Source organism: Pseudomonas sp. SWRI99 (assembly GCF_014270125.1).
In the GTDB taxonomy this organism is placed as follows: domain Bacteria; phylum Pseudomonadota; class Gammaproteobacteria; order Pseudomonadales; family Pseudomonadaceae; genus Aquipseudomonas; species Aquipseudomonas hamedanensis.
The window spans coordinates 42,919-61,428 of the sequence record NZ_JABWQR010000005.1 but is presented as its reverse complement, the minus strand read 5'-3'; the positions used below and the strand labels follow the sequence as shown (position 1 = coordinate 61,428).

The 18,510-nt window shown below is 58.8% G+C and carries 21 protein-coding genes; 7 read left to right on the top strand and 14 right to left on the bottom strand.

Translation table 11 applies throughout. The features are described from left to right. Nucleotides 1-106: 106 nt before the first annotated feature. Entirely contained in the window at nucleotides 107-1,216 is a 1,110-nt protein-coding gene (locus HU743_RS05670; protein ID WP_186550018.1) for an ABC transporter ATP-binding protein, read from the bottom strand. Then, nucleotides 1,213-2,133, bottom strand: a complete 921-nt coding sequence (argF, locus tag HU743_RS05665; RefSeq protein ID WP_186647496.1) for an ornithine carbamoyltransferase — start codon at nucleotides 2,131-2,133, stop codon at nucleotides 1,213-1,215. Before argF ends, HU743_RS05670 begins: the two co-directional genes overlap by 4 nt. 403 nt (nucleotides 2,134-2,536) lie before the next feature. On the opposite strand from argF, the gene HU743_RS05660 reads away from it, so the two are divergent. The 3 genes from HU743_RS05660 to grxD all read left to right on the top strand — a co-directional run bounded on the left by HU743_RS05660 (nucleotide 2,537) and on the right by grxD (nucleotide 5,506). Next, a complete protein-coding gene (locus HU743_RS05660; protein ID WP_186550022.1) occupies nucleotides 2,537-2,827 on the top strand; it encodes a hypothetical protein in 291 nt (96 codons plus the stop codon). A 134-nt stretch (nucleotides 2,828-2,961) separates the two neighbouring features. Beyond that, on the top strand, nucleotides 2,962-5,067 hold the full coding sequence (locus HU743_RS05655) for a molybdopterin oxidoreductase family protein (protein ID WP_186647494.1): 2,106 nt from the start codon (nucleotides 2,962-2,964) through the stop codon (nucleotides 5,065-5,067). A 97-nt stretch (nucleotides 5,068-5,164) separates the two neighbouring features. Further along, the gene (gene grxD / locus HU743_RS05650; RefSeq protein WP_186550026.1) at nucleotides 5,165-5,506 is read left to right on the top strand and encodes a Grx4 family monothiol glutaredoxin; all 342 of its coding nucleotides are present in this window, start codon (nucleotides 5,165-5,167) and stop codon (nucleotides 5,504-5,506) included. A 198-nt stretch (nucleotides 5,507-5,704) separates the two neighbouring features. On the opposite strand, the gene bfr is transcribed toward grxD, so the two are convergent. Both bfr and HU743_RS05640 read right to left on the bottom strand, forming a co-directional pair. Continuing rightward, nucleotides 5,705-6,178, bottom strand: a complete 474-nt coding sequence (gene bfr / locus HU743_RS05645) for a bacterioferritin (RefSeq protein WP_186550028.1) — start codon at nucleotides 6,176-6,178, stop codon at nucleotides 5,705-5,707. Between the two features lie 200 nt (nucleotides 6,179-6,378). Beyond that, the gene (locus HU743_RS05640) at nucleotides 6,379-6,597 is read right to left on the bottom strand and encodes a bacterioferritin-associated ferredoxin (protein ID WP_003227725.1); all 219 of its coding nucleotides are present in this window, start codon (nucleotides 6,595-6,597) and stop codon (nucleotides 6,379-6,381) included. A 312-nt stretch (nucleotides 6,598-6,909) separates the two neighbouring features. On the opposite strand from HU743_RS05640, the gene HU743_RS05635 reads away from it, so the two are divergent. Further along, nucleotides 6,910-7,512: a peroxiredoxin gene (locus HU743_RS05635; protein WP_186550030.1), complete on the top strand. Its 603-nt coding sequence runs from the start codon at nucleotides 6,910-6,912 to the stop codon at nucleotides 7,510-7,512. 74 nt (nucleotides 7,513-7,586) lie between these two features. Here the strand turns inward: HU743_RS05635 and rnt are convergent, their stop codons facing one another. Beyond that, nucleotides 7,587-8,261 (bottom strand): ribonuclease T, encoded by a 675-nt coding sequence (rnt, locus tag HU743_RS05630; RefSeq protein ID WP_186550032.1) that lies wholly within the window; start codon nucleotides 8,259-8,261, stop codon nucleotides 7,587-7,589. Next, nucleotides 8,258-9,304, bottom strand: a complete 1,047-nt coding sequence (gene pyrC / locus HU743_RS05625) for a dihydroorotase (RefSeq protein WP_186647492.1) — start codon at nucleotides 9,302-9,304, stop codon at nucleotides 8,258-8,260. Before pyrC ends, rnt begins: the two co-directional genes overlap by 4 nt. A gap of 160 nt (nucleotides 9,305-9,464) precedes the next feature. On the opposite strand from pyrC, the gene HU743_RS05620 reads away from it, so the two are divergent. Both HU743_RS05620 and HU743_RS05615 read left to right on the top strand, forming a co-directional pair. After that, a complete protein-coding gene (locus HU743_RS05620) occupies nucleotides 9,465-10,373 on the top strand; it encodes an OmpA family protein (RefSeq protein ID WP_186647490.1) in 909 nt (302 codons plus the stop codon). A gap of 129 nt (nucleotides 10,374-10,502) precedes the next feature. Next, nucleotides 10,503-11,720, top strand: a complete 1,218-nt coding sequence (locus tag HU743_RS05615; RefSeq protein WP_186622245.1) for an argininosuccinate synthase — start codon at nucleotides 10,503-10,505, stop codon at nucleotides 11,718-11,720. Nucleotides 11,721-11,846: 126 nt separating this feature from the next. Here the strand turns inward: HU743_RS05615 and HU743_RS05610 are convergent, their stop codons facing one another. Further along, the gene (locus HU743_RS05610; protein ID WP_186647488.1) at nucleotides 11,847-12,563 is read right to left on the bottom strand and encodes a hypothetical protein; all 717 of its coding nucleotides are present in this window, start codon (nucleotides 12,561-12,563) and stop codon (nucleotides 11,847-11,849) included. Between the two features lie 473 nt (nucleotides 12,564-13,036). Between HU743_RS05610 and HU743_RS05605 the strand changes: the two genes are divergently transcribed. Next, on the top strand, nucleotides 13,037-13,663 hold the full coding sequence (locus tag HU743_RS05605; RefSeq protein ID WP_186550040.1) for a response regulator transcription factor: 627 nt from the start codon (nucleotides 13,037-13,039) through the stop codon (nucleotides 13,661-13,663). A gap of 89 nt (nucleotides 13,664-13,752) precedes the next feature. Here HU743_RS05605 and HU743_RS05600 read toward each other — a convergent pair whose 3' ends face one another. From HU743_RS05600 to HU743_RS05570, 7 genes are all read right to left on the bottom strand, one after another. Continuing rightward, nucleotides 13,753-13,935, bottom strand: a complete 183-nt coding sequence (locus tag HU743_RS05600) for a hypothetical protein (protein WP_186550042.1) — start codon at nucleotides 13,933-13,935, stop codon at nucleotides 13,753-13,755. 105 nt (nucleotides 13,936-14,040) lie between these two features. After that, on the bottom strand, nucleotides 14,041-14,679 hold the full coding sequence (gene nth, locus HU743_RS05595) for an endonuclease III (RefSeq protein ID WP_186622248.1): 639 nt from the start codon (nucleotides 14,677-14,679) through the stop codon (nucleotides 14,041-14,043). Next, on the bottom strand, nucleotides 14,676-15,257 hold the full coding sequence (locus tag HU743_RS05590) for an Rnf-Nqr domain containing protein (protein WP_186647486.1): 582 nt from the start codon (nucleotides 15,255-15,257) through the stop codon (nucleotides 14,676-14,678). Before HU743_RS05590 ends, nth begins: the two co-directional genes overlap by 4 nt. Continuing rightward, nucleotides 15,254-15,859: an RnfABCDGE type electron transport complex subunit G gene (locus tag HU743_RS05585; protein ID WP_186647484.1), complete on the bottom strand. Its 606-nt coding sequence runs from the start codon at nucleotides 15,857-15,859 to the stop codon at nucleotides 15,254-15,256. The genes HU743_RS05590 and HU743_RS05585 overlap by 4 nt, the downstream gene beginning before the upstream one ends. Continuing rightward, a complete protein-coding gene (locus tag HU743_RS05580; protein WP_186647482.1) occupies nucleotides 15,856-16,839 on the bottom strand; it encodes an RnfABCDGE type electron transport complex subunit D in 984 nt (327 codons plus the stop codon). The genes HU743_RS05585 and HU743_RS05580 overlap by 4 nt, the downstream gene beginning before the upstream one ends. Then, the gene (gene rsxB / locus HU743_RS05575) at nucleotides 16,826-17,833 is read right to left on the bottom strand and encodes an electron transport complex subunit RsxB (RefSeq protein WP_186647480.1); all 1,008 of its coding nucleotides are present in this window, start codon (nucleotides 17,831-17,833) and stop codon (nucleotides 16,826-16,828) included. Before rsxB ends, HU743_RS05580 begins: the two co-directional genes overlap by 14 nt. Further along, the gene (locus HU743_RS05570; RefSeq protein WP_186647478.1) at nucleotides 17,830-18,399 is read right to left on the bottom strand and encodes an Rnf-Nqr domain containing protein; all 570 of its coding nucleotides are present in this window, start codon (nucleotides 18,397-18,399) and stop codon (nucleotides 17,830-17,832) included. The genes rsxB and HU743_RS05570 overlap by 4 nt, the downstream gene beginning before the upstream one ends. Nucleotides 18,400-18,510: the final 111 nt, after the last annotated feature.

Here is an 18,510-nt window from a genome sequence, read left to right as displayed (position 1 = left end):
TGTAGGAGTGAGCCTGCTCGCGATAGCGGTTTATCGGTCAACATCTTCGGCAACTGATAGACCGCTATCGCGAGCAGGCTCACTCCTACAGGGGTATGGTGTTTGATCAGAGGCTGGTGCTGAACCGGCGCACGCCGTTCTCAACCACCGGAATCTGCGCCGCGGTGCTGCCGGAGGCCTGGAACAGCACCAGATGATCAGCCGCTACACGAATCCCCACCTCAGCCCCGACCAGATGATCGGCATGGCTCGGGAAGATCGATTCCAGCTGTGCCCCGGTCGGCAATTGCAAGCGATACAGCGTTGCCGCACCAAGGAACGTCTTGCCGACAATCTGCGCTTTCAAGGCACTGTCCGGTGCATAAACGATGTCATCCGGACGCAACAGCACATCCACCGCACCGCCAATCGGCCAGGTGTAAGCGCGATTGCCGCGCAGTTCACCCAGTTCCGTCTGCACCGATTCCGGGCTGGCGAGCTGGCCGCGAATGAAATAGCCCTGGCCGATGAAACTGGCGACATAAGGCGTCGCCGGTTCGTGGTAGAGGTTGTACGGCGTGTCCCATTGCTCCAGCCGACCTTCCTTGAACACGCCAACGTGATCGCTGACGGCGAAGGCTTCTTCTTGATCGTGGGTGACGAGGATCGCACTGGTGCCCCGGGACTTGAGAATGTCGCGCACTTCATGGCTGAGCTTGCGTCGCAGTTCGCCATCGAGGTTGGAAAACGGCTCGTCGAGCAGCAGCAGTTGCGGTTCTGGCGCCAGAGCACGGGCGAGGGCGACGCGTTGTTGCTGGCCGCCGGACAATTCGTGCGGGAAACGTTTGCCAAGGTTTTTCAGGTTGACCAGTTCGAGCAGCTCTTCGGTGACGCGGGTCTTGTCGGGATGCTTGCGAATACCGAACGCTATGTTGTCCGCGACACTCAGGTGTGGGAACAGCGCGTAGTCCTGAAACACCATGCCGATGCGGCGCTTCTCAGGTGCCAGGGTGAACCCGGCGCTGGACAGCGTCTCGCCGCCGAGGGTGATCTCACCTTCGTGCACCGGTTCGAAACCGGCGATGGCGCGCAGGGTGGTGGTTTTGCCGCAGCCGGACGAACCGAGCAGGCAACCGATATCCCCGGCGTTGAGGTGCAGATTGAGGTTCTGCACCACACGTTGATCTTGATAGCCGCAAGCGAGGTTGCGCAGGTTCAGCAGTAATTCATGGCTCATGCGTGGTGATATGCCGGTTCGACGAGGAACTCGAGCAGGGCCTTCTGTGCGTGGAGACGGTTTTCTGCCTGATCCCAGGCGACGGAGCGCGGGTCATCGAGCAGGTCGAGGCTGATTTCTTCGCCGCGGTGCGCCGGCAGGCAATGCATGAACAGCACGTCCTCGGCAGCGAGGTCGAGCAGCGCACGATTGACCTGGAACGGGGCAAACAGCTTGAGGCGTTTGGCAGTTTCCTCTTCCTGGCCCATCGAAGTCCAGACATCGGTGCTAACCAGATGCGCGCCGCGCACCGCGTCTTGCGGGTCACGGACGATGCTCACGCGATCGCCGGCCCTGGCGATGAACTTAGGGTTGGGCTCGTAGCCTTCAGGACAGGCAACGCGTAACTGGAAGTCGAACTGGATCGCCGCTTCTATATAGCTGTTGCACATGTTGTTGCCGTCACCGATCCAGGCCACGGTCTTGCCCTGAATCGAGCCACGGTGCTCAAGGAAGGTCTGCATGTCGGCCAGCAACTGGCACGGGTGCAGGTCGTCGGACAGGCCGTTGATCACCGGCACGCGCGAGTTGGCCGCGAATTCGGTCAGGGTGCTGTGGGCGAAGGTGCGGATCATCACCGCATCGAGCATGCTCGACATGACGATGGCACAGTCGCTGATCGGCTCGCCACGGCCCAGTTGGGTGTCGCGCGGGGACAGGAAGATCGCCTGGCCGCCGAGCTGGATCATGCCGGCCTCGAAGGAGATCCGGGTACGGGTCGAGGATTTCTCGAAGATCATCCCCAGCACGCGGTTTTTCAGAGGCTCGAACAGTACGCCGCGGTTACGCAGGTCCTTGAGCTCAACGCCTCGACGGATCACGCTGACCAGCTCTTCGGGCGTGCAATCCATCAGGGAGAGAAAGTGCCTTGCGCTCATCATTGACTACCTTTTTGCTACAAACCGCAGATGCTCAAAGCCTTGTTTAACGGAACAACGGGCGAGACCTGCGGCGTAAGCCGCACGGGGCGACGAAATAGGGGAAGGCGCGATATTGACACTAAATGTCGCGTTACGCCAATAGGCTACGGTGTTTGCAGGATTCGCAGGGCGCAGTGCCGTGGCACTTGCGCGAATGAAGCCGGATTCAGTAAAGCAGCGAGCCTCTTTGTACACTGGCCCCGCCGGGCTTGGCAATGCGCCGCGGCGGCGACGGTGTGGCCTTGGTCGGTTTACGGCCACGGCGCCGTGTATTCGCTTGGTCGGATGTTCAGATTGAAACATTTGCTAAAGCAAAGTGCTGGGTTATAAATGACTTTCGAGCGACGCAGGAAGCCTCCGCATGGAATCGAAAGAACAACTGTTAATGGAACTGCTGGGCCACACGGCTCGCTCTCTGACCCATCTCACCGCGTCGGTCACCTCGATGTCGTTCGAGTTGCTGCGCAGTGAAGATGAAGTGGTCAAGTCGGCCGGGCGGCACATGATCGACCGCATGGCGACGATCAGCGCCGGGCTTGATGAGCATTGGCGGTTGATCGGCGAACTCACCGGCGTACACGTCGCCCACGAGCAGATCGAAACCATTCAGGAAATCCAGCTGGCCGCGCCACCCCAGTTGCCGCCCAACTGATCGCGCCGGTTTATCGGTGCACCTGATAGCCGTCGATTCACAAGACGAACGTCGCTGGCGCGGGATCAGCGCACGGGCCATAGTTTTGTTCCCGCGGGTGCGATTGCCCGCCCAGAACAAGACAGAGACTGGCCATGACCAAGACTCTTCATCACCGTGCGTGCCACCTGTGCGAAGCCATTTGCGGGCTGACCATCGAAACCACAGAAACCGATGGCAACGTCGCGATCACCTCGATCAAGGGCGATGCCCTCGACACCTTCAGCCGTGGCCACATCTGCCCAAAGGCCGTGGCCCTGCAAGACATCCAGAATGATCCGGATCGTTTGCGCCAGCCCATGCGCCGGGTCGGCAGCGAGTGGTTGCCGATCGAATGGGACGAAGCGTTTGCGCTGGTGGCAGAAAAACTGGCGGCGATTCAAGAGCGGCATGGACAAAACGCGGTGGCGGTCTATCAGGGCAACCCGAGCGTGCACAACTATGGGCTGATGACCCACAGCAACTATTTCCTTGGCCTGTTGAAGACGCGCAATCGTTACTCGGCGACTTCGGTCGATCAATTGCCGCACCACTTAAGCAGCTATTTGATGTACGGCCATGGCCTGTTGCTGCCGATTCCGGACATCGACCACACCGATTTCATGCTGATCCTCGGCGGCAATCCTCTGGCTTCCAACGGCAGCATCATGACCGTGCCGGATGTCGAAAAGCGCCTCAAGGCGATTCAGGCGCGCGGCGGCAAAGTGGTAGTGGTCGATCCGCGACGTAGTGAAACTGCAGCGATGGCTGATCAGCATGTGTTTGTTCGCCCCGGTGGCGATGCAGCACTACTGTTCGGGATGCTCAACACGCTGTTCAGCGAAGGGCTGGCCCGCGACAGTCACTTGCCGGTCGATGGGCTGGACGATGTGCGCAGCGCCGTGGCGTCATTTACCGCTGAGGCCATGAGTCCGCTGTGCGCGGTGCCTGCCGAGCAGATCCGCCAACTGGCCCGGGATTTCGCTGCCGCGCCGACGGCCGTCTGCTACGGACGCATGGGCGTCTCGACCCAAGCCTTCGGTACCCTGTGCCATTGGCTTGTGCAGTTGATCAACCTGGTCACCGGCAACCTCGATCGTGTTGGCGGCGCCCTCTGCACCGAGCCTGCGGTGGATCTGGTGGCCTCGACCTCGGGCGGGCATTTCAACAAGTGGCAAAGCCGTGTATCGGGGCGGCCAGAGTACGGCGGCGAGTTGCCGGTGTCGGCGCTGGCCGAAGAAATGCTCACCGCCGGCGACGGGCAGATTCGTGCGCTGGTCACTGTAGCCGGCAATCCGGTGCTGTCGACGCCCAACGGTCGGCAACTGGAGCAGGCGCTGGATGGCCTCGACTTCATGGTCAGCATCGATCTGTACATCAACGAAACCACGCGTTATGCCGATCTGATCTTGCCGTCGACCTCGGCGCTGGAAAACGATCACTACGACACGACGTTCAATCTGTTCGCGGTGCGCAATGTCACGCGTTTCAATCGTGCGATCCTTGCCAAACCCGAAGGCGCGCTGCACGACTGGGAAATCTTCGTCGGGCTGGCCAAGGCGTTTGCCGAGCGGACCGGCAAGGAACTGAAGCCAACAATGCCGCCGGCGAAGATGATCGACATGGGTCTGCGCATGGGCCGCTACGGCGATGCGTCCGAACAGAAACTGTCGTTGGCGACGCTGTTCGATCATCCGCACGGCATCGACCTTGGCGCGCTGAAACCGAATCTGGCCACACGCCTGAAAACGCCGAATCAGCGTGTTCAGGCTGCACCGCCGGAAATCCTCGCCGACCTCGCACGCTTTGCAGCATTGCAGGCGCCGGCAGCCGATGAGCTGTTGATGATCGGTCGCCGCCATGTGCGCAGCAACAATTCCTGGATGCACAACTTTCACCGGTTGGTGAAGGGCAAGCCGCGTCATCAGTTGCTGATGCACCCGGATGATCTGGCCAGCCGGGGGCTTGCCGATGGGCAGCGCGTTCGGGTGAGCTCGCGGGTCGGGCAGATTGAAGTGGAGGTGCTCGCCAGTCTCGACATGATGAAAGGCGTGGTCAGCTTGCCGCACGGTTGGGGCCATGCACGGCCAGGCGTGCAGATGGCGATCGCCAGCAGTCAGCCGGGGTCGAGTGCCAATGACCTGACCGATGAATGCCAGCTCGACGAACTGTCGGGCAACGCTGCATTGAACGGCGTGCCGGTGACGGTGGCAGCGGCTTGAGCATGTCTGTCGGGGAGACCGAGCAGGGCGCTCGGGATTCCGTTACAATGCGCCACCGTGCCGACCCATGAGTCGGAAAGTTCAGCCGAGGTGCTCCATGGATATCATCGAAACGATTAAAGAGCAGATTGCCAACAACACCATTCTGCTTTACATGAAAGGCTCGCCGAATGCCCCGCAATGCGGCTTCTCCGCGAAAGCTGCACAGGCTGTGATGGCCTGTGGCGAAAAGTTCGCTTACGTGGACATCCTGCAGAACCCGGAAATCCGCGCCAACCTGCCAAAGTACGCCAACTGGCCGACTTTCCCGCAACTGTGGGTGGGCGGTGAACTGATCGGCGGCAGCGACATCATGACCGAGATGGCTGCTGACGGTTCGCTGCAAAGCACCATCAAGGCAGCTGTCGAAGCGGCTGCGACGAACAAGTCCGAAGCCTGATTCGCCTCCCTGTAGGAGTGAGCCTGCTCGCGATAGCGTTCTGTCAGTTAGTAAAGTATTGACTGACACACCGCTATCGCGAGCAGGCTCACCCCTACAGGGGTTGTGGTGTTGCTTGAATTGCACCAGCCAATAAAAAGCCCCGCTCCTCGAAAGAGGGCGGGGCTTTTTAGTGTCTCGGATCTGGCGAATGTCAGATCATTCTTCGCCCATCTGCGACTGCAGGTAGTTTTCCAGGCCAATCTTGTCGATCAGGCCCAGTTGGGTTTCCAGCCAGTCGATGTGTTCTTCCTCGGACTCGAGAATGTCCTCAAGCAGTTCACGGCTACCAAAGTCGCCGACGGATTCGCAATGTGCGATCGCCACTTTCAGATCAGCGTGGCCGGTCTTCTCGATACGCAGGTCGCACTCGAGCATTTCGCGGGTGTGCTCGCCGATATGCAGCTTGCCCAGATCCTGCACGTTCGGCAGGCCTTCGAGGAACAGGATGCGCTTGATCAGCTTGTCCGCGTGCTTCATCTCGTCGATGGATTCTTTGTACTCATGCTTGCCGAGCTTGTTCAGGCCCCAATCTTCATACATGCGTGCATGCAGAAAGTATTGATTGATCGCGACCAGCTCATTGGCAAGGATCTTGTTGAGATGCTGGATGACTGTAATGTCGCCTTTCATGATCGGAGTCCTGCCCTGTAATAACCGTATATAGAGCAGAGTTTGAGCTTCGTGTTTATAAGTGTCAAACCTAAGTTATTGAATAATAAATGAAAATTAATCGGAATAAGAATGTTTGTGTTCCGCGTCTAGCGTCTAAGCAATTGATTTTCAGGCATAAAAAAACCGGACATAAGTCCGGTTCTTGGAAAATGGGGGATTTACGCGGCAGTAAATTCTACCGGGTAGGGGATCGCGGCCTGGGCGGTTTGCAGCTTGGTCAGGGTTTCGCGCACCACTTCCTTGGCAAGGCAGGCGCATTTGCCACACTGGCTGGCGACGCCGGTGGCCTGGCGAACTTCTTTGTAGCTGCAGCAACCTTCATAGATCGCTTCGCGAATCTGTCCGTCGGTGACGCCAGTGCAGAGGCAAACATACATAAGTAAGAACCGTCGCTGGTTGTGACTCAATTGCGATGGATCTTAATGTTAACGAGAATGATTGTCAAAGTGCTTTCTGAAAGCTTCCCGGCCTGATGGGCCTGTGGCTGACGAACGGTATCGATCGCCATTCGCCCGGTCGCTTGAAAGCCGGTTGATCGGTCCGACAGGGAAAATCCGTTAAGGACAGGCCAAAAACGCAGTGTATGATGGTCGTCCCTTGCGAAGAGGGTTCGTGTCACAGGGCTGTCGCCTGAGGGTGACAGGCTGGCCCGGACCCTGAACTTCAAGTCTTTACACCAGGAGATATCAATGAGCGTACTCGTAGGCAAACAAGCCCCTGACTTCACCGTCCCGGCCGTACTCGGCAATGGCGAGATCGTTGACAGCTTCACCCTGTCGTCGGCCATCAAAGGCAAATACGGCCTGGTGTTCTTCTACCCGCTGGACTTCACCTTCGTCTGCCCTTCCGAGCTGATCGCTCTGGACAACCGCATGGAAGACTTCAAGGCACGCAACGTTGAAGTGATCGCCGTGTCGATCGACTCGCACTTCACCCACAACGCCTGGCGCAACACCCCAGTGAACAATGGCGGCATCGGCCAGGTGAAATACACCATGGCTGCCGACATGAAGCACGACATCGCCAAGGCGTACGACGTTGAATCCGAAGGCGGCGTAGCGTTCCGTGGCGCATTCCTGATCGACGACAAAGGCGTGGTTCGCTCGCAGATCATCAACGACCTGCCACTGGGCCGTAACATGGAAGAGCTGATCCGTCTGGTCGACGCGCTGCAATTCCACGAAGAGCACGGCGAAGTCTGCCCTGCCAACTGGAAAAAAGGCGACAAAGGCATGGACGCTTCGCCAGAAGGCGTTGCCAAGTACCTGACCGAGAACGCTGCCGGCCTGTAAGGCGCAACGTCGAGGCACAAAAAAACCGGCTCAGTGAGCCGGTTTTTTTACGCGCGGGATTTGTCCGACCTCGTTCAGTCGTCGAAATCTTCCCAGCCGCCCATCTGTTTCCAGCGGTTGACGATGCCGCAGAACAGCTCAGCGGTTTTCTCGGTGTCGTAACGCGCCGAGTGCGCCTCACGACCGTCAAAATCGATGCCGGCGGCCTGACAGGCTTTCGCCAGCACGGTTTGCCCATAGGCCAGACCGGCGAGCGTCGCGGTATCGAAACTGGAAAACGGGTGGAACGGGTTGCGTTTCATGTCCAGCCGCGCAACCGCCGCGTTAAGGAAGCCCAGGTCGAAGCTGCTGTTGTGCCCGACCAGAATCGCACGCTTGCAGCCGTTGGCCTTCAACGCCTTGCGAATGCCGCGGAAAATGTCGGTCAGCGCGGTTTCTTCACTGACGGCCATGCGCAGCGGGTGATCGAGCTTGATGCCGGTGAACTCCAGCGCCGCCGCTTCTACGTTGGCGCCTTCGAATGGCTCGACACGGAAAAAATAGGTGTGGTCTGGATAAACGAAACCCTTTTCATCCATGGCGACGGTGGTTGCGGCAATTTCCAGCAAGGCATCGGTGGCCGCGTTGAAACCACCGGTTTCTACGTCGACAACCACCGGCAGGTAGCCACGAAAACGTGCTGCCATGGGATGACGCGGGCCGCCGCCACTCTGACCGTCCAGTTCGTCGTCGAAATGGTCTTCACTCACGCGTGTTCCTCCAGCAGGCGCCAGCGCAGTTTTTCACCGGCGCGCAGCGGGATAACGGTCAACTCGCCAAACGGCAGGCTGGTCGGGGCGGTCCATTCGTCACGAACCAGGGTGATGCGATCGGTGTTCGCCGGCAGGCCGTAAAAGCGCGGACCGTTGAGACTGGCGAAGGCTTCGAGCTTGTCCAGCGCATTGCGCTGTTCGAACGCTTCGGCATACAACTCGATGGCAGCATAGGCGGTGTAGCAGCCGGCGCAGCCGCAAGCGGCTTCCTTGGCGTGCTGCGCGTGCGGGGCCGAGTCGGTGCCGAGGAAAAACTTTGCGCTGCCGCCGGTGGCGGCGTCGAGCAGGGCTTCCTGGTGCGTATTGCGCTTGAGAATCGGCAGGCAGTAGAAGTGCGGCCGAATTCCGCCTACCAGCATGTGGTTGCGGTTGTAGAGCAGATGATGTGCGGTGATGGTCGCGCCGACATTGGCCGATGCCTCGTTGACGAACTGCACGGCGTCGCCAGTGGTGATGTGTTCGAATACCACTTTCAGCGTCGGGAAGCGCTCGACGACACGGCGCATGTGCTCATCGATAAAGATTTTTTCGCGGTCGAAGACGTCGACATCGCCGCGCGTGACTTCGCCGTGGATCAACAGCGGCATGCCGACTTCGGCCATGGCCTCGAGCACCGCAAAGATCTTGTCGATGCTGGTTACACCGGAGTCGGAGTTGGTGGTCGCTCCGGCCGGGTACAGCTTGGCGGCGTGCACGAAGCCGCTGGCCTTGGCCTCGCGGATTTCTTCGGGCTGGGTGCGGTCGGTGAGGTACAGCACCATCAACGGCTCGAACTGACTGCCGGCCGGGCGGGCAGCGAGAATGCGCTGACGGTAGCCGTCGGCTTCAGCGGCGTTGCGCACCGGCGGTACCAGATTGGGCATGATGATGGCGCGACCGAAGGTGCGCGCAACATCGGCAACGGTATTGGTCAACACGGCACCATCGCGAAGATGAATGTGCCAGTCGTCGGGACGCAGCAGGGTCAGGCGGTCGGACATGAGGGGATTCCAGGCGGGTCAAACTGAGGCGAATGCTACCGGAAAAGACTCTTGCAGGCACTCGCTATCAAGTTTTGCCGACAGTGTCCGATATCCCGAAGGTATGCCGTAAACATTGTGTGAATCGGTGTTTGTGTTTCACAAGCCAATGGAGCCTCCCGTGCGCCAGCGTTATTTAGCCTTGCTCAGTGTGTTTGCCAGCCTTCCCGCGATGGCGCTGACGTACCAGACCCGTCTGGAGAGCATTGAGTGGACGGTCGCCGGCGACAAGTTCGAATGCCGTCTGACCCAGCCGATCACCGATTTCGGCTCGGGCGAATTCGTGCGCAAGGCCGGCGAGCAGGCGATTTTTCGTCTCAACGCTTATAACGCCATGCTCGGCGGCGGATCGGCAACGCTGCTGGCTGCCGCTGCGCCGTGGCAGCCGGGGCGCGGCGACATCAATCTGGGCAGCGTCAGGCTGGGCAGTGGCAACGTGCTGTTCAACAGCTCGCAATCGCAGGCCGGTGGCTTGATCAGTGGTTTGCTGGATGGCCGCAGCCCGGTAGTGCGCCGCGCGTCTGGCGATGGCCGGGTTTCGGAAGTGCGTCTGCTTCCGGTGAAATTCAGCAAAGCATTCAATGATTACCAGACCTGTGTGGCGAAGTTGTTGCCGCAGAGCTTCGACCAGATCAAGCAATCGCAGATAGGTTTTCCCGGCGAAGGCGTTGACCTGGACCCGGCCGCCAAGGCCAAGCTGCAAGTCATGCTCGACTACATGAAGGCCGATCCGACGGTCAATCACATCGAACTCGACGGCCATTCCGACAACAGCGGCAATCGGTTGACCAATCGTGAGTTGTCGCGTCGCCGGGCGCTGGCGGTGGTCGATTTCTTCAAGGCCAACGGCATCCAGGAATCACAGATCACCGTGCGCTTCCATGGCGAGCAATACCCCATTGTGCCGAACACCAATAAGGCCAATCGCGCGAAGAACCGTCGGGTCAATGTCAAACTGGCACGCGTGGCACCGACAACGGCTCCGGCACCGCAAGCGAGCACGCCGGGCAGCACCGCAGCGACTTCCTGACTCGCCGGTCATCGTCGCGCTCTCGAAACATTCTGTCGCTTTGTCGTCTTAAGCTGTCGCGCCTCTGTAAATTATCGCGTTTGAGCGGTAGACTCCCCGGCTTTCCGTAGAACCCCGTGGAGTGATGGCATGGCGGACGTAAACAAGGTCGTTCTGGCGTATTCCGGCGGCCTGGACACTTCGGTGATCCTCAAGTGGCTGCAGGATACTTATAACTGTGAAGTGGTGACCTTCACCGCTGATCTCGGTCAAGGCGAAGAGGTCGAGCCGGCCCGCGCCAAGGCCCAGGCCATGGGCGTCAAAGAAATCTACATCGACGACCTGCGCGAAGAATTCGTGCGTGATTTCGTGTTCCCGATGTTCCGCGCCAACACCGTTTACGAAGGTGAGTACCTGCTGGGTACGTCCATCGCACGTCCGCTGATCGCCAAGCGCCTGATCGAAATCGCCAACGAAACCGGCGCCGATGCCATTTCCCATGGCGCCACCGGCAAGGGCAACGACCAGGTGCGTTTCGAACTGGGTGCCTACGCACTCAAGCCAGGCGTGAAAGTCATTGCGCCGTGGCGCGAGTGGGACCTGCTGTCGCGCGAGAAGCTGATGGACTACGCCGAGAAGCACGCGATCCCGATCGAACGCCACGGCAAGAAAAAATCCCCGTACTCGATGGACGCCAACCTGCTGCACATCTCCTATGAAGGCGGCGTGCTGGAAGACACCTGGACCGAGCACGAAGAAGACATGTGGCGCTGGACCGTCTCCCCGGAGAACGCTCCCGACACCCCGCAATACCTGGAACTGACCTACCGCAACGGCGACATCGTGGCGCTGGACGGCGTCGAAATGACCCCAGCCACCGTACTGGCGACGCTGAACAAGATCGGTGGCGAGCATGGAATCGGCCGTCTGGACATCGTCGAAAACCGTTACGTCGGCATGAAGTCCCGTGGCTGCTACGAAACCCCGGGCGGCACGATCATGCTGCGCGCTCACCGCGCCATCGAGTCGATCACTCTGGACCGCGAAGTCGCTCACCTCAAGGATGAGCTGATGCCGAAGTACGCCAGCCTGATCTACACCGGTTACTGGTGGAGCCCGGAGCGTCTGATGCTGCAACAGATGATTGACGCTTCGCAGGTCAACGTGAACGGCGTGGTGCGCCTGAAGCTGTATAAAGGCAACGTCATCGTGACCGGCCGCAAGTCCGACGATTCGCTGTTCGATGCCAACATCGCAACCTTCGAAGAAGACGGCGGTGCTTACAATCAGGCTGACGCAGCGGGCTTCATCAAGCTCAATGCGCTGCGCATGCGCATTGCTGCCAACAAGGGCCGCAAGCTGTTCTGAGTGACTCAGACTGACGCGCAATGAAAAAACGGCCGTGTCGCAAGACAAGGCCGTTTTTTTTACAGAATTCTTGATCGGGCTGCCATGGGGCAGTTTTTTTCAGCGATCGAGCGAGCGAGTAATGCTTCATTCCCGCCCTAGCAAGGTCAGTGTTTGCGACCCCAGGTTATAAATGATGCAGCGGGGTGAGCCTTTCTTCGTGTGCTTGATGTGCCGCATTGCCTGCCGCATCCGCGAAACATCCGACGCCTGACTGGACAGAAACACGATGGCATGGGCGGTTTTCTTGTCGGTGTGTCGAATTTTATCCAGCAGGATGTCCACCTCTCTAAAAACATCAACCTCTCGTGCATCAATGATATGCAGATGTCTGACGGCGGCGGGCAGCCGGATATCGTGATGTAAGACCGGACTGCTGCCGGGAGCGAGGTTCGGCGGTGGATCAAGCGAGTTATGGGTTTCGTATGCTTCCTTGTATTGAGTGTTATCGGTTTCCGCGGGCACGATGCGGCTGGTTACTTTGAGCGCATAGTGCCGGACAGTCGGGAGGCCGGTCGCAGATCCTTTCTTGTCGCGTTCATTGTTATCGATGGCCTTCAAGAAATTCTTGTCATTGCCAAAATCAGAAGGTGAATAGAGCGAGCGGTGGTTGAAGTTCAGAGTGATGAAGAACAGGAGCAGCAAGTAAAAAGGAAAACTGATCAGAAACCAGACATAGATTGCACGGTCATGGTGGTCGAGGAACGGCAGGGATACCGCTGCTGATGTTTCTGATATGAGCGCGAAGATGGCAATGACGGTCATGGGGTTGGTTATTTTGTTTTTAATTCTTAGTGTGGTCATATTGTTTTTTCTTACTCTCGGAAAGTGTATGTTTGGGGTGGCTTGATTGCAGTTTGATGTTTTTTTGGGTGTTTCTATTTATAGCAAAAGAATATATTTAAGTATCGAACTGTTGTTTCAGGTTTTTATTAAGTTCCGGCTGCACAAGTATTTATGGGAGAGCGGGAGGCGGAGTTTCAGGCTGGCGGGTGGCGGTTCTGCCGCAGGCCAGCGGATGCGATGAGTAGTGGCACCACCGCGAGAGGCTGCAAAATCGCGAGCGGAAGTTGTTACGAATTGCAAGCGGAAGTATTCCTTCGGTGCGAAGCGGGTACTGTCCGATAAACAAAGCGAATTTTTGTGGGAATTATCCTCAATCGGTGTAGGGAATGTCTCGCGATGTAAGCGCGTGTCAGACTTGGCATGCCATGGGGCAAGTGACTGGGATATTGTGCGTGTTCTAAAAAATCGAACCGCGAAAACTGGACCTGCCCATGAATAAAGTGCTGATCGTGGATGACCACCCCGTCATTCGGCTTGCAGTGCGTATGCTGATGGAACGGCATGGCTACGAAGTCATTGCAGAAACTGACAATGGTGTCGATGCCTTGCAGATTGCTCGCGAACAAATGCCGGATATTGTCATTCTGGATATTGGAATACCGAAACTTGATGGCCTGGAAGTTATTGCGCGTCTGACGTCCACCGCCATGCCTATCAAAGTCCTGGTTCTGACCTCGCAGGCGCCGGGACATTTTTCGATGCGCTGCATGCAATCAGGCGCGGCGGGATACGTCTGTAAACAGCAGGATCTGACTGAACTGCTCAGTGCCATCAAGGCCGTTCTCTCTGGCTACAGTTATTTTCCCAATCAGGCGCTGCATACCGTGCGTACCAGCCTGGGCAATGCCAGTGAAGCCGACATGGTCGATCGTCTTTCCGGACGGGAGATGATGGTGTTGCAACAGTTGGCGCGGGGTAAAACCAACAAGGAAATCGCCGACGGCATGTTTTTGAGTAACAAGACGGTGAGTACCTACAAAACCCGCTTGTTATTGAAGCTCAACGCCCGCTCGCTGGTTGATCTGATCGAACTTGCACAACGCAACGGACTTGTTTGAGTACGCGCATAGCTGACAGGGTCATGGGCCGATCGCATTCAGCTAGTCGCAGAAAGTAAAAAGCCTCCGGGTCGGGAGGCTTTTAAAACTCAGAGGTCAAAATCGTAATCGGCCAATTGCCGTTGCAGTCGGCGCTCCTCCAGCAGGTTATCGATGGTGCGACGTTTGCTCAGGTTGGTTTTCGCCACCTCGACCGCTACAGGTTCCACGTCGTCCGCGTCCGCGACGACAAAATCTTCGTCTACATCCAATTGTTCTTTGTCGGTACTCATCGGCTAACTCCCGGCTAAGACTGCCTTTGGCGCCCCTTATATCGACAATACTGCGGCGGGTAAAAAAGATTTTTTCAATCGATGGGTGCAAAAATCTGATAACGCTCAATCGTCCGAGGTTTTGGCTTTGTATTCGCACAGATCCTCGATGCGGCAGCTGCCACACCGCGGTTTGCGCGCCAGACAGACGTAACGACCGTGCAGGATCAGCCAGTGGTGTGAATCGAGCAGGAATTCCTTGGGTACAAACTTCATCAGTTTCTTTTCCACCTCGACCACATTCTTGCCCGGTGCAATGCCGGTGCGATTGCTGACGCGGAAAATGTGCGTGTCGACCGCCATGGTCAACTGGCGAAACGCGGTGTTGAGCACCACATTGGCGGTCTTGCGTCCTACGCCGGGCAGGGCTTCAAGTTCTTCGCGGGACTGCGGGACTTCACTGTTGTGGCGCTCAACCAGCAAACGGCAGGTTTCAATGACGTTTTTTGCTTTGCTGTTATACAGGCCAATGGTCTTGATGTACTCGGACAAGCCTTCGACACCCAAGGCGTAGATCGCCGCGGGGGTATTGGCCACCGGGAACAGTTTTGCAGTGGCCTTGTTGACGCCCACGTCGGTGGATTGCGCCGAAAGAATCACCGCGATCAACAGTTCGAAAGGCGATGAGTACGCCAGTTCGGTCTTCGGTTCGGGATTGTCTTCGTGCAGGCGGCGAAAGATCTCGAGACGTTTTGCGGCATTCATAGATGATGCGTTTCCTTGGTAACAGAGTGCGGGCGAGTCATCGCCTGACGGGCCGCCAACAACAGCCCCAACACTATAAAGGCGCCGGGAACCAGCGTGAACAGATGCAGCCCCTCGCTGAATACAACCAGGCCATGCCAGTGTTCAAACAAGCCCTGACCCAGACTGCCGCGTCCGATGACTTCACGCAGCCCGGCAAGCAGCAGCATCAGGCTGGCGAACAGACCGCAGCGTCTGCACCGCACGGCCAGCGGATAGCGAAAGAAACCGCTGTGTTCCAACACCACGCATTGCCAGGCGATCAACCCCGCATAGAGGGCAGAAGTCTGATACCAGGGCAGAAACCAGCGCTGCGCAATGATCTCGGCACAGCTGGTGATTGTGGCTGCGAGTACCACGCTTGCCAGCACTGCGCTTGCCTGCGTCAGGCGCGACCGCAAGGCAGACATGCACACGCCATAGCCGATGAGCACCGCAAAAAATAACAGGGTGGTCCCGAACGCCGCGCCCAGTGAGCCGGTAGCGCCGAGCAACGGCACCAGCATCAAGGCGCTTGCCGAGGTTGCCGCTGAATTCATGTGCCGTTCTCCAGCAACGCCGACCGATGCGCGTCGAAGTAACGCAGCGCATCACGGATGGCCTCAAGGGTAGCGCGGGAAGTGATGGTCGCCCCGGCCATCTGATCAAACTGTCCCTGATCTTTTTTCAGCGCCCATTCTGCGTCCGGTGGGGCAGTGAGCGATTTGCCGGTAAACATCTGTAGCCAGGCATTCGGCCAGTCACCGACAGGACCACCGAGGGCCGGTGTTTCGGTGTGCTTGAGCGTCTTCACGCCCATCAGCCTGCCGGTGGAATCGATAGCGATCAGCAATTCAAGCGGGCCCGCGTAGCCTTGGGTCTGACTGCGTAACAGCACCGCGACCGGCAGCCCAGCCTTGGTCGCACGATAGCCGGCTGTCAATTTGCTGTGGAGCAAGGCCGTGTCGACCAGTGTCAGTGGTTGTTCCAGCGGTTGATTGTCGTAGCGCTCGGCGGGCAGCACATCGAGCAGCTTGCGGCTGTCGATCAGACGCTGTTCGGCGGCAATCTGCGGCGCGCTGCTGCGCTGTAACAGGTACGTCACGCTCATTCCGACGATAGCCAGTAAAACCACCGTCAGGACATTTTTCGTACGGCTCATGGGGCAACCTGCGTTTGCCGCTTGGCGGCAAACCGCTCCAGCGTCGGAACACACAAATTCATCAGCAGCACCGCAAACGCGACACCGTCAGGATAGCCGCCCCATGTACGGATCAAGTAGGTCAGCAGGCCGACGCCGACACCGAACAGCAGGCGGGCAAGGGCACTTTTGGCACCGGACACCGGTTCGGTAATGATGAAAAAGGCGCCGAGCATGGTCGCGCCGCTCAGCAGATGGAACAGCGGCGAGCCATTTGAATCCGACCCGGAGCCGTTCCAGCAAAACAGGCTGATCAGCGTCAGGCTGGCAAGCATGCCCAGCGGCGCGTGCCAGCCGAACACTCGGCGCTGGAGTAGAAACAGACCACCGGCAAGAAACGCCAGATTCACCCACTCCACCCGGCGCCCGGCGAAATGACCGAACGCGGGATGTCCGGCGAACAGCTCGTCCATGGTCAGGCTTTTGTTGATGCGCAAAGCGTCCAGCACGGTGGCCTGCACCCACGCGTCCGGCGCTTGCGACGAAGCGAACACCTGTTGCAGGGCGCTGAACAGATCCATGCCCTGGGCAGGCCACTGGGTCATCGGCTGCGGGAACAGCACGATCGCCAGAGCGAAACCGAGCATCGCCGGGTTGAACGGGTTCTTCCCGAGGCCGCCGTACAGGTGTTTGCCGAACAACAAGCCGGCAGCCATCGCCGTCACGGTCAGCCACCAAGGGCAATAGGGTGGCAACGCGGCGCCCAGCAATGTTGCGCTGACCAACGCGCTGCCATCGCTCAGCGTGGCCCGCATGGCCTGACCGCGCAGCTTTGTCACCGCCGCCTCGACGAACAACCCGGTGGTGACGCACAGGGCCAGGTTAATCAATGCCCCCCAGCCATACACCCAGAACAAGACCAACAATCCAGGAACGACGGCGAGCAGCACTCGTTTCATCGCCTGCGGCAGGCGATCGTCCGTGGACTCAAGGGGCAGCATGGTCTTGCACCAGACGTTCGGCGTCGCGTAGCGCTTGTTCCAGCGTGGCGATCTGTTCCGGTGGCGCCTCTGCTGCCTGGGCTTTTTTAAGTTCGGCCCGGCGCATGGCCAGTTGAATCTTCGCTCGCTTCAGCTCCGCATCTGCCGCCGGGGATGGGGTCGCTGCAGGAGCCGGCACAGCCGCGCGTTCGAGTTCAACCAATGCCTGTTCGGCCGCTTCGAATTGTTGTTGCAGCACGATCAGTTGCGACTGTTGTTCGAATGTCGGCGGGTGGCCGAACGCTTTCAGCGACTTGTGCAGTTGCGCACGGCTCATCGCCACGTCGATTTTGGCTTTTTTCAACGCCGCGTCTGCGTTTGCGGTTTTTTGCGCTCGCACCCGCTCCAGTGCCGCCTGCACGGGATCCGCCGTCCAGACTGGCGGCTGGACTGCGCGTCTGGCCCGGGCTTCGCGCTCAGCCTGCTTTTGCTGTTCCTCGCGTTGCAGGCGCGCGTTGCGCCGCTCGAAGCGCTGGCGGGCATGATCGCGTTTGGCATTGCGCGCGCGTTGCTCGTCGGGGCTGAACGCCAGGCCCCCTGTGACCGGCAATGCTGTGGGTGGCAAAGGGCGCATTTCGATGCAATCGACCGGGCAGGGCGCCACACACAAGTCGCAGCCGGTGCACTCATCAATCAATACGGTGTGCATCAGTTTTGCCGCGCCGACGATGGCGTCGATCGGGCACGCCTGAATGCACTTGGTGCAGCCGATGCATTCGGCTTCGCGGATATATGCTACTTGCGGTGGCGCCGCGCCGCGGCTGACGTCCAGTTCCAGCACCGGCACTTTCAACAACTCGGCCAGGGCCGCGATGGTTTCGTCACCCCCGGGAGGGCATTTGTTGATCGGCTCGCCATCGGCGATGCCTTGCGCGTACGGTTTGCATCCCGGGTGGCCGCATTTGCCGCACTGGGTCTGCGGCAAAAGGGCGTCGATGCGCTGAATCAGACTCATGTTTTGATCAGTCCACTGAATCCGAGAAAAATCACTGCGATCAGTCCGGCCCCGATCAGATCGATCGGCAGGCCGCGAAAGGGCAGGGGGATATCGTTGTCGGCGCTGCGTTCGCGTAAATCGTTGAACAGGCCAAGCACCAGCCAGAAGCCGAGTCCGGCACCGAGGCTCAGCGCTGTCGCGTGCAGCAGGCCTTTATCGTTTTGGGCATTGATCAGCGCCAGCCCAAGCACACCGGCATTGCCCAGCAACAGCGGCCATAGCCCATCGAATGGCAGGTTTGGCCGCCAACACGCGAGCCGCTTCACCAGCGGCGCAATCAGTAACACGCTTAACGGCAGGAACACGAACAGGCGCAAGGCTTGCAGTTGCAGTGGCACGAGCAGCCAATGCCAGACTGCGTAACCGATGACACCGACAATCACCATCAGACACAGCGTCGCCAACCCCAACGCATGCACCTGGCGACGACTGCTCGCCAACAGCGGATCGACGCCCAGCGGCCAGTGCAACACCAGGTTGTTGAGCAGCGCAGCACTGATAAGCGTAAGCACAAGTTCGGTCATGGTTCTGCCGGCAAACGGGCGGGTGTCTCGTAAGGTTAGGCATTATCCGGGCGCCAGGGTGGCCGGGCCAGATATGAAAAATCCCACCGGCATGCGGGGCACGCCGGTGGG

Bases quoted from the DNA above. Each gene is read 5' to 3' on its own strand.
- HU743_RS05670 (WP_186550018.1), bottom strand. From the start codon at position 1,216: ATGAGCCATGAATTACTGCTGAACCTGCGCAACCTCGCTTGCGGCTAT.
- argF (WP_186647496.1), bottom strand. From the start codon at position 2,133: ATGAGCGCAAGGCACTTTCTCTCCCTGATGGATTGCACGCCCGAAGAG.
- HU743_RS05660 (WP_186550022.1), top strand. From the start codon at position 2,537: ATGGAATCGAAAGAACAACTGTTAATGGAACTGCTGGGCCACACGGCT.
- HU743_RS05655 (WP_186647494.1), top strand. From the start codon at position 2,962: ATGACCAAGACTCTTCATCACCGTGCGTGCCACCTGTGCGAAGCCATT.
- grxD (WP_186550026.1), top strand. From the start codon at position 5,165: ATGGATATCATCGAAACGATTAAAGAGCAGATTGCCAACAACACCATT.
- bfr (WP_186550028.1), bottom strand. From the start codon at position 6,178: ATGAAAGGCGACATTACAGTCATCCAGCATCTCAACAAGATCCTTGCC.
- HU743_RS05640 (WP_003227725.1), bottom strand. From the start codon at position 6,597: ATGTATGTTTGCCTCTGCACTGGCGTCACCGACGGACAGATTCGCGAA.
- HU743_RS05635 (WP_186550030.1), top strand. From the start codon at position 6,910: ATGAGCGTACTCGTAGGCAAACAAGCCCCTGACTTCACCGTCCCGGCC.
- pyrC (WP_186647492.1), bottom strand. From the start codon at position 9,304: ATGTCCGACCGCCTGACCCTGCTGCGTCCCGACGACTGGCACATTCAT.
- HU743_RS05615 (WP_186622245.1), top strand. From the start codon at position 10,503: ATGGCGGACGTAAACAAGGTCGTTCTGGCGTATTCCGGCGGCCTGGAC.
- HU743_RS05610 (WP_186647488.1), bottom strand. From the start codon at position 12,563: ATGACCACACTAAGAATTAAAAACAAAATAACCAACCCCATGACCGTC.
- HU743_RS05605 (WP_186550040.1), top strand. From the start codon at position 13,037: ATGAATAAAGTGCTGATCGTGGATGACCACCCCGTCATTCGGCTTGCA.
- HU743_RS05600 (WP_186550042.1), bottom strand. From the start codon at position 13,935: ATGAGTACCGACAAAGAACAATTGGATGTAGACGAAGATTTTGTCGTC.
- nth (WP_186622248.1), bottom strand. From the start codon at position 14,679: ATGAATGCCGCAAAACGTCTCGAGATCTTTCGCCGCCTGCACGAAGAC.
- HU743_RS05590 (WP_186647486.1), bottom strand. From the start codon at position 15,257: ATGAATTCAGCGGCAACCTCGGCAAGCGCCTTGATGCTGGTGCCGTTG.
- HU743_RS05585 (WP_186647484.1), bottom strand. From the start codon at position 15,859: ATGAGCCGTACGAAAAATGTCCTGACGGTGGTTTTACTGGCTATCGTC.
- HU743_RS05580 (WP_186647482.1), bottom strand. From the start codon at position 16,839: ATGCTGCCCCTTGAGTCCACGGACGATCGCCTGCCGCAGGCGATGAAA.
- rsxB (WP_186647480.1), bottom strand. From the start codon at position 17,833: ATGAGTCTGATTCAGCGCATCGACGCCCTTTTGCCGCAGACCCAGTGC.
- HU743_RS05570 (WP_186647478.1), bottom strand. From the start codon at position 18,399: ATGACCGAACTTGTGCTTACGCTTATCAGTGCTGCGCTGCTCAACAAC.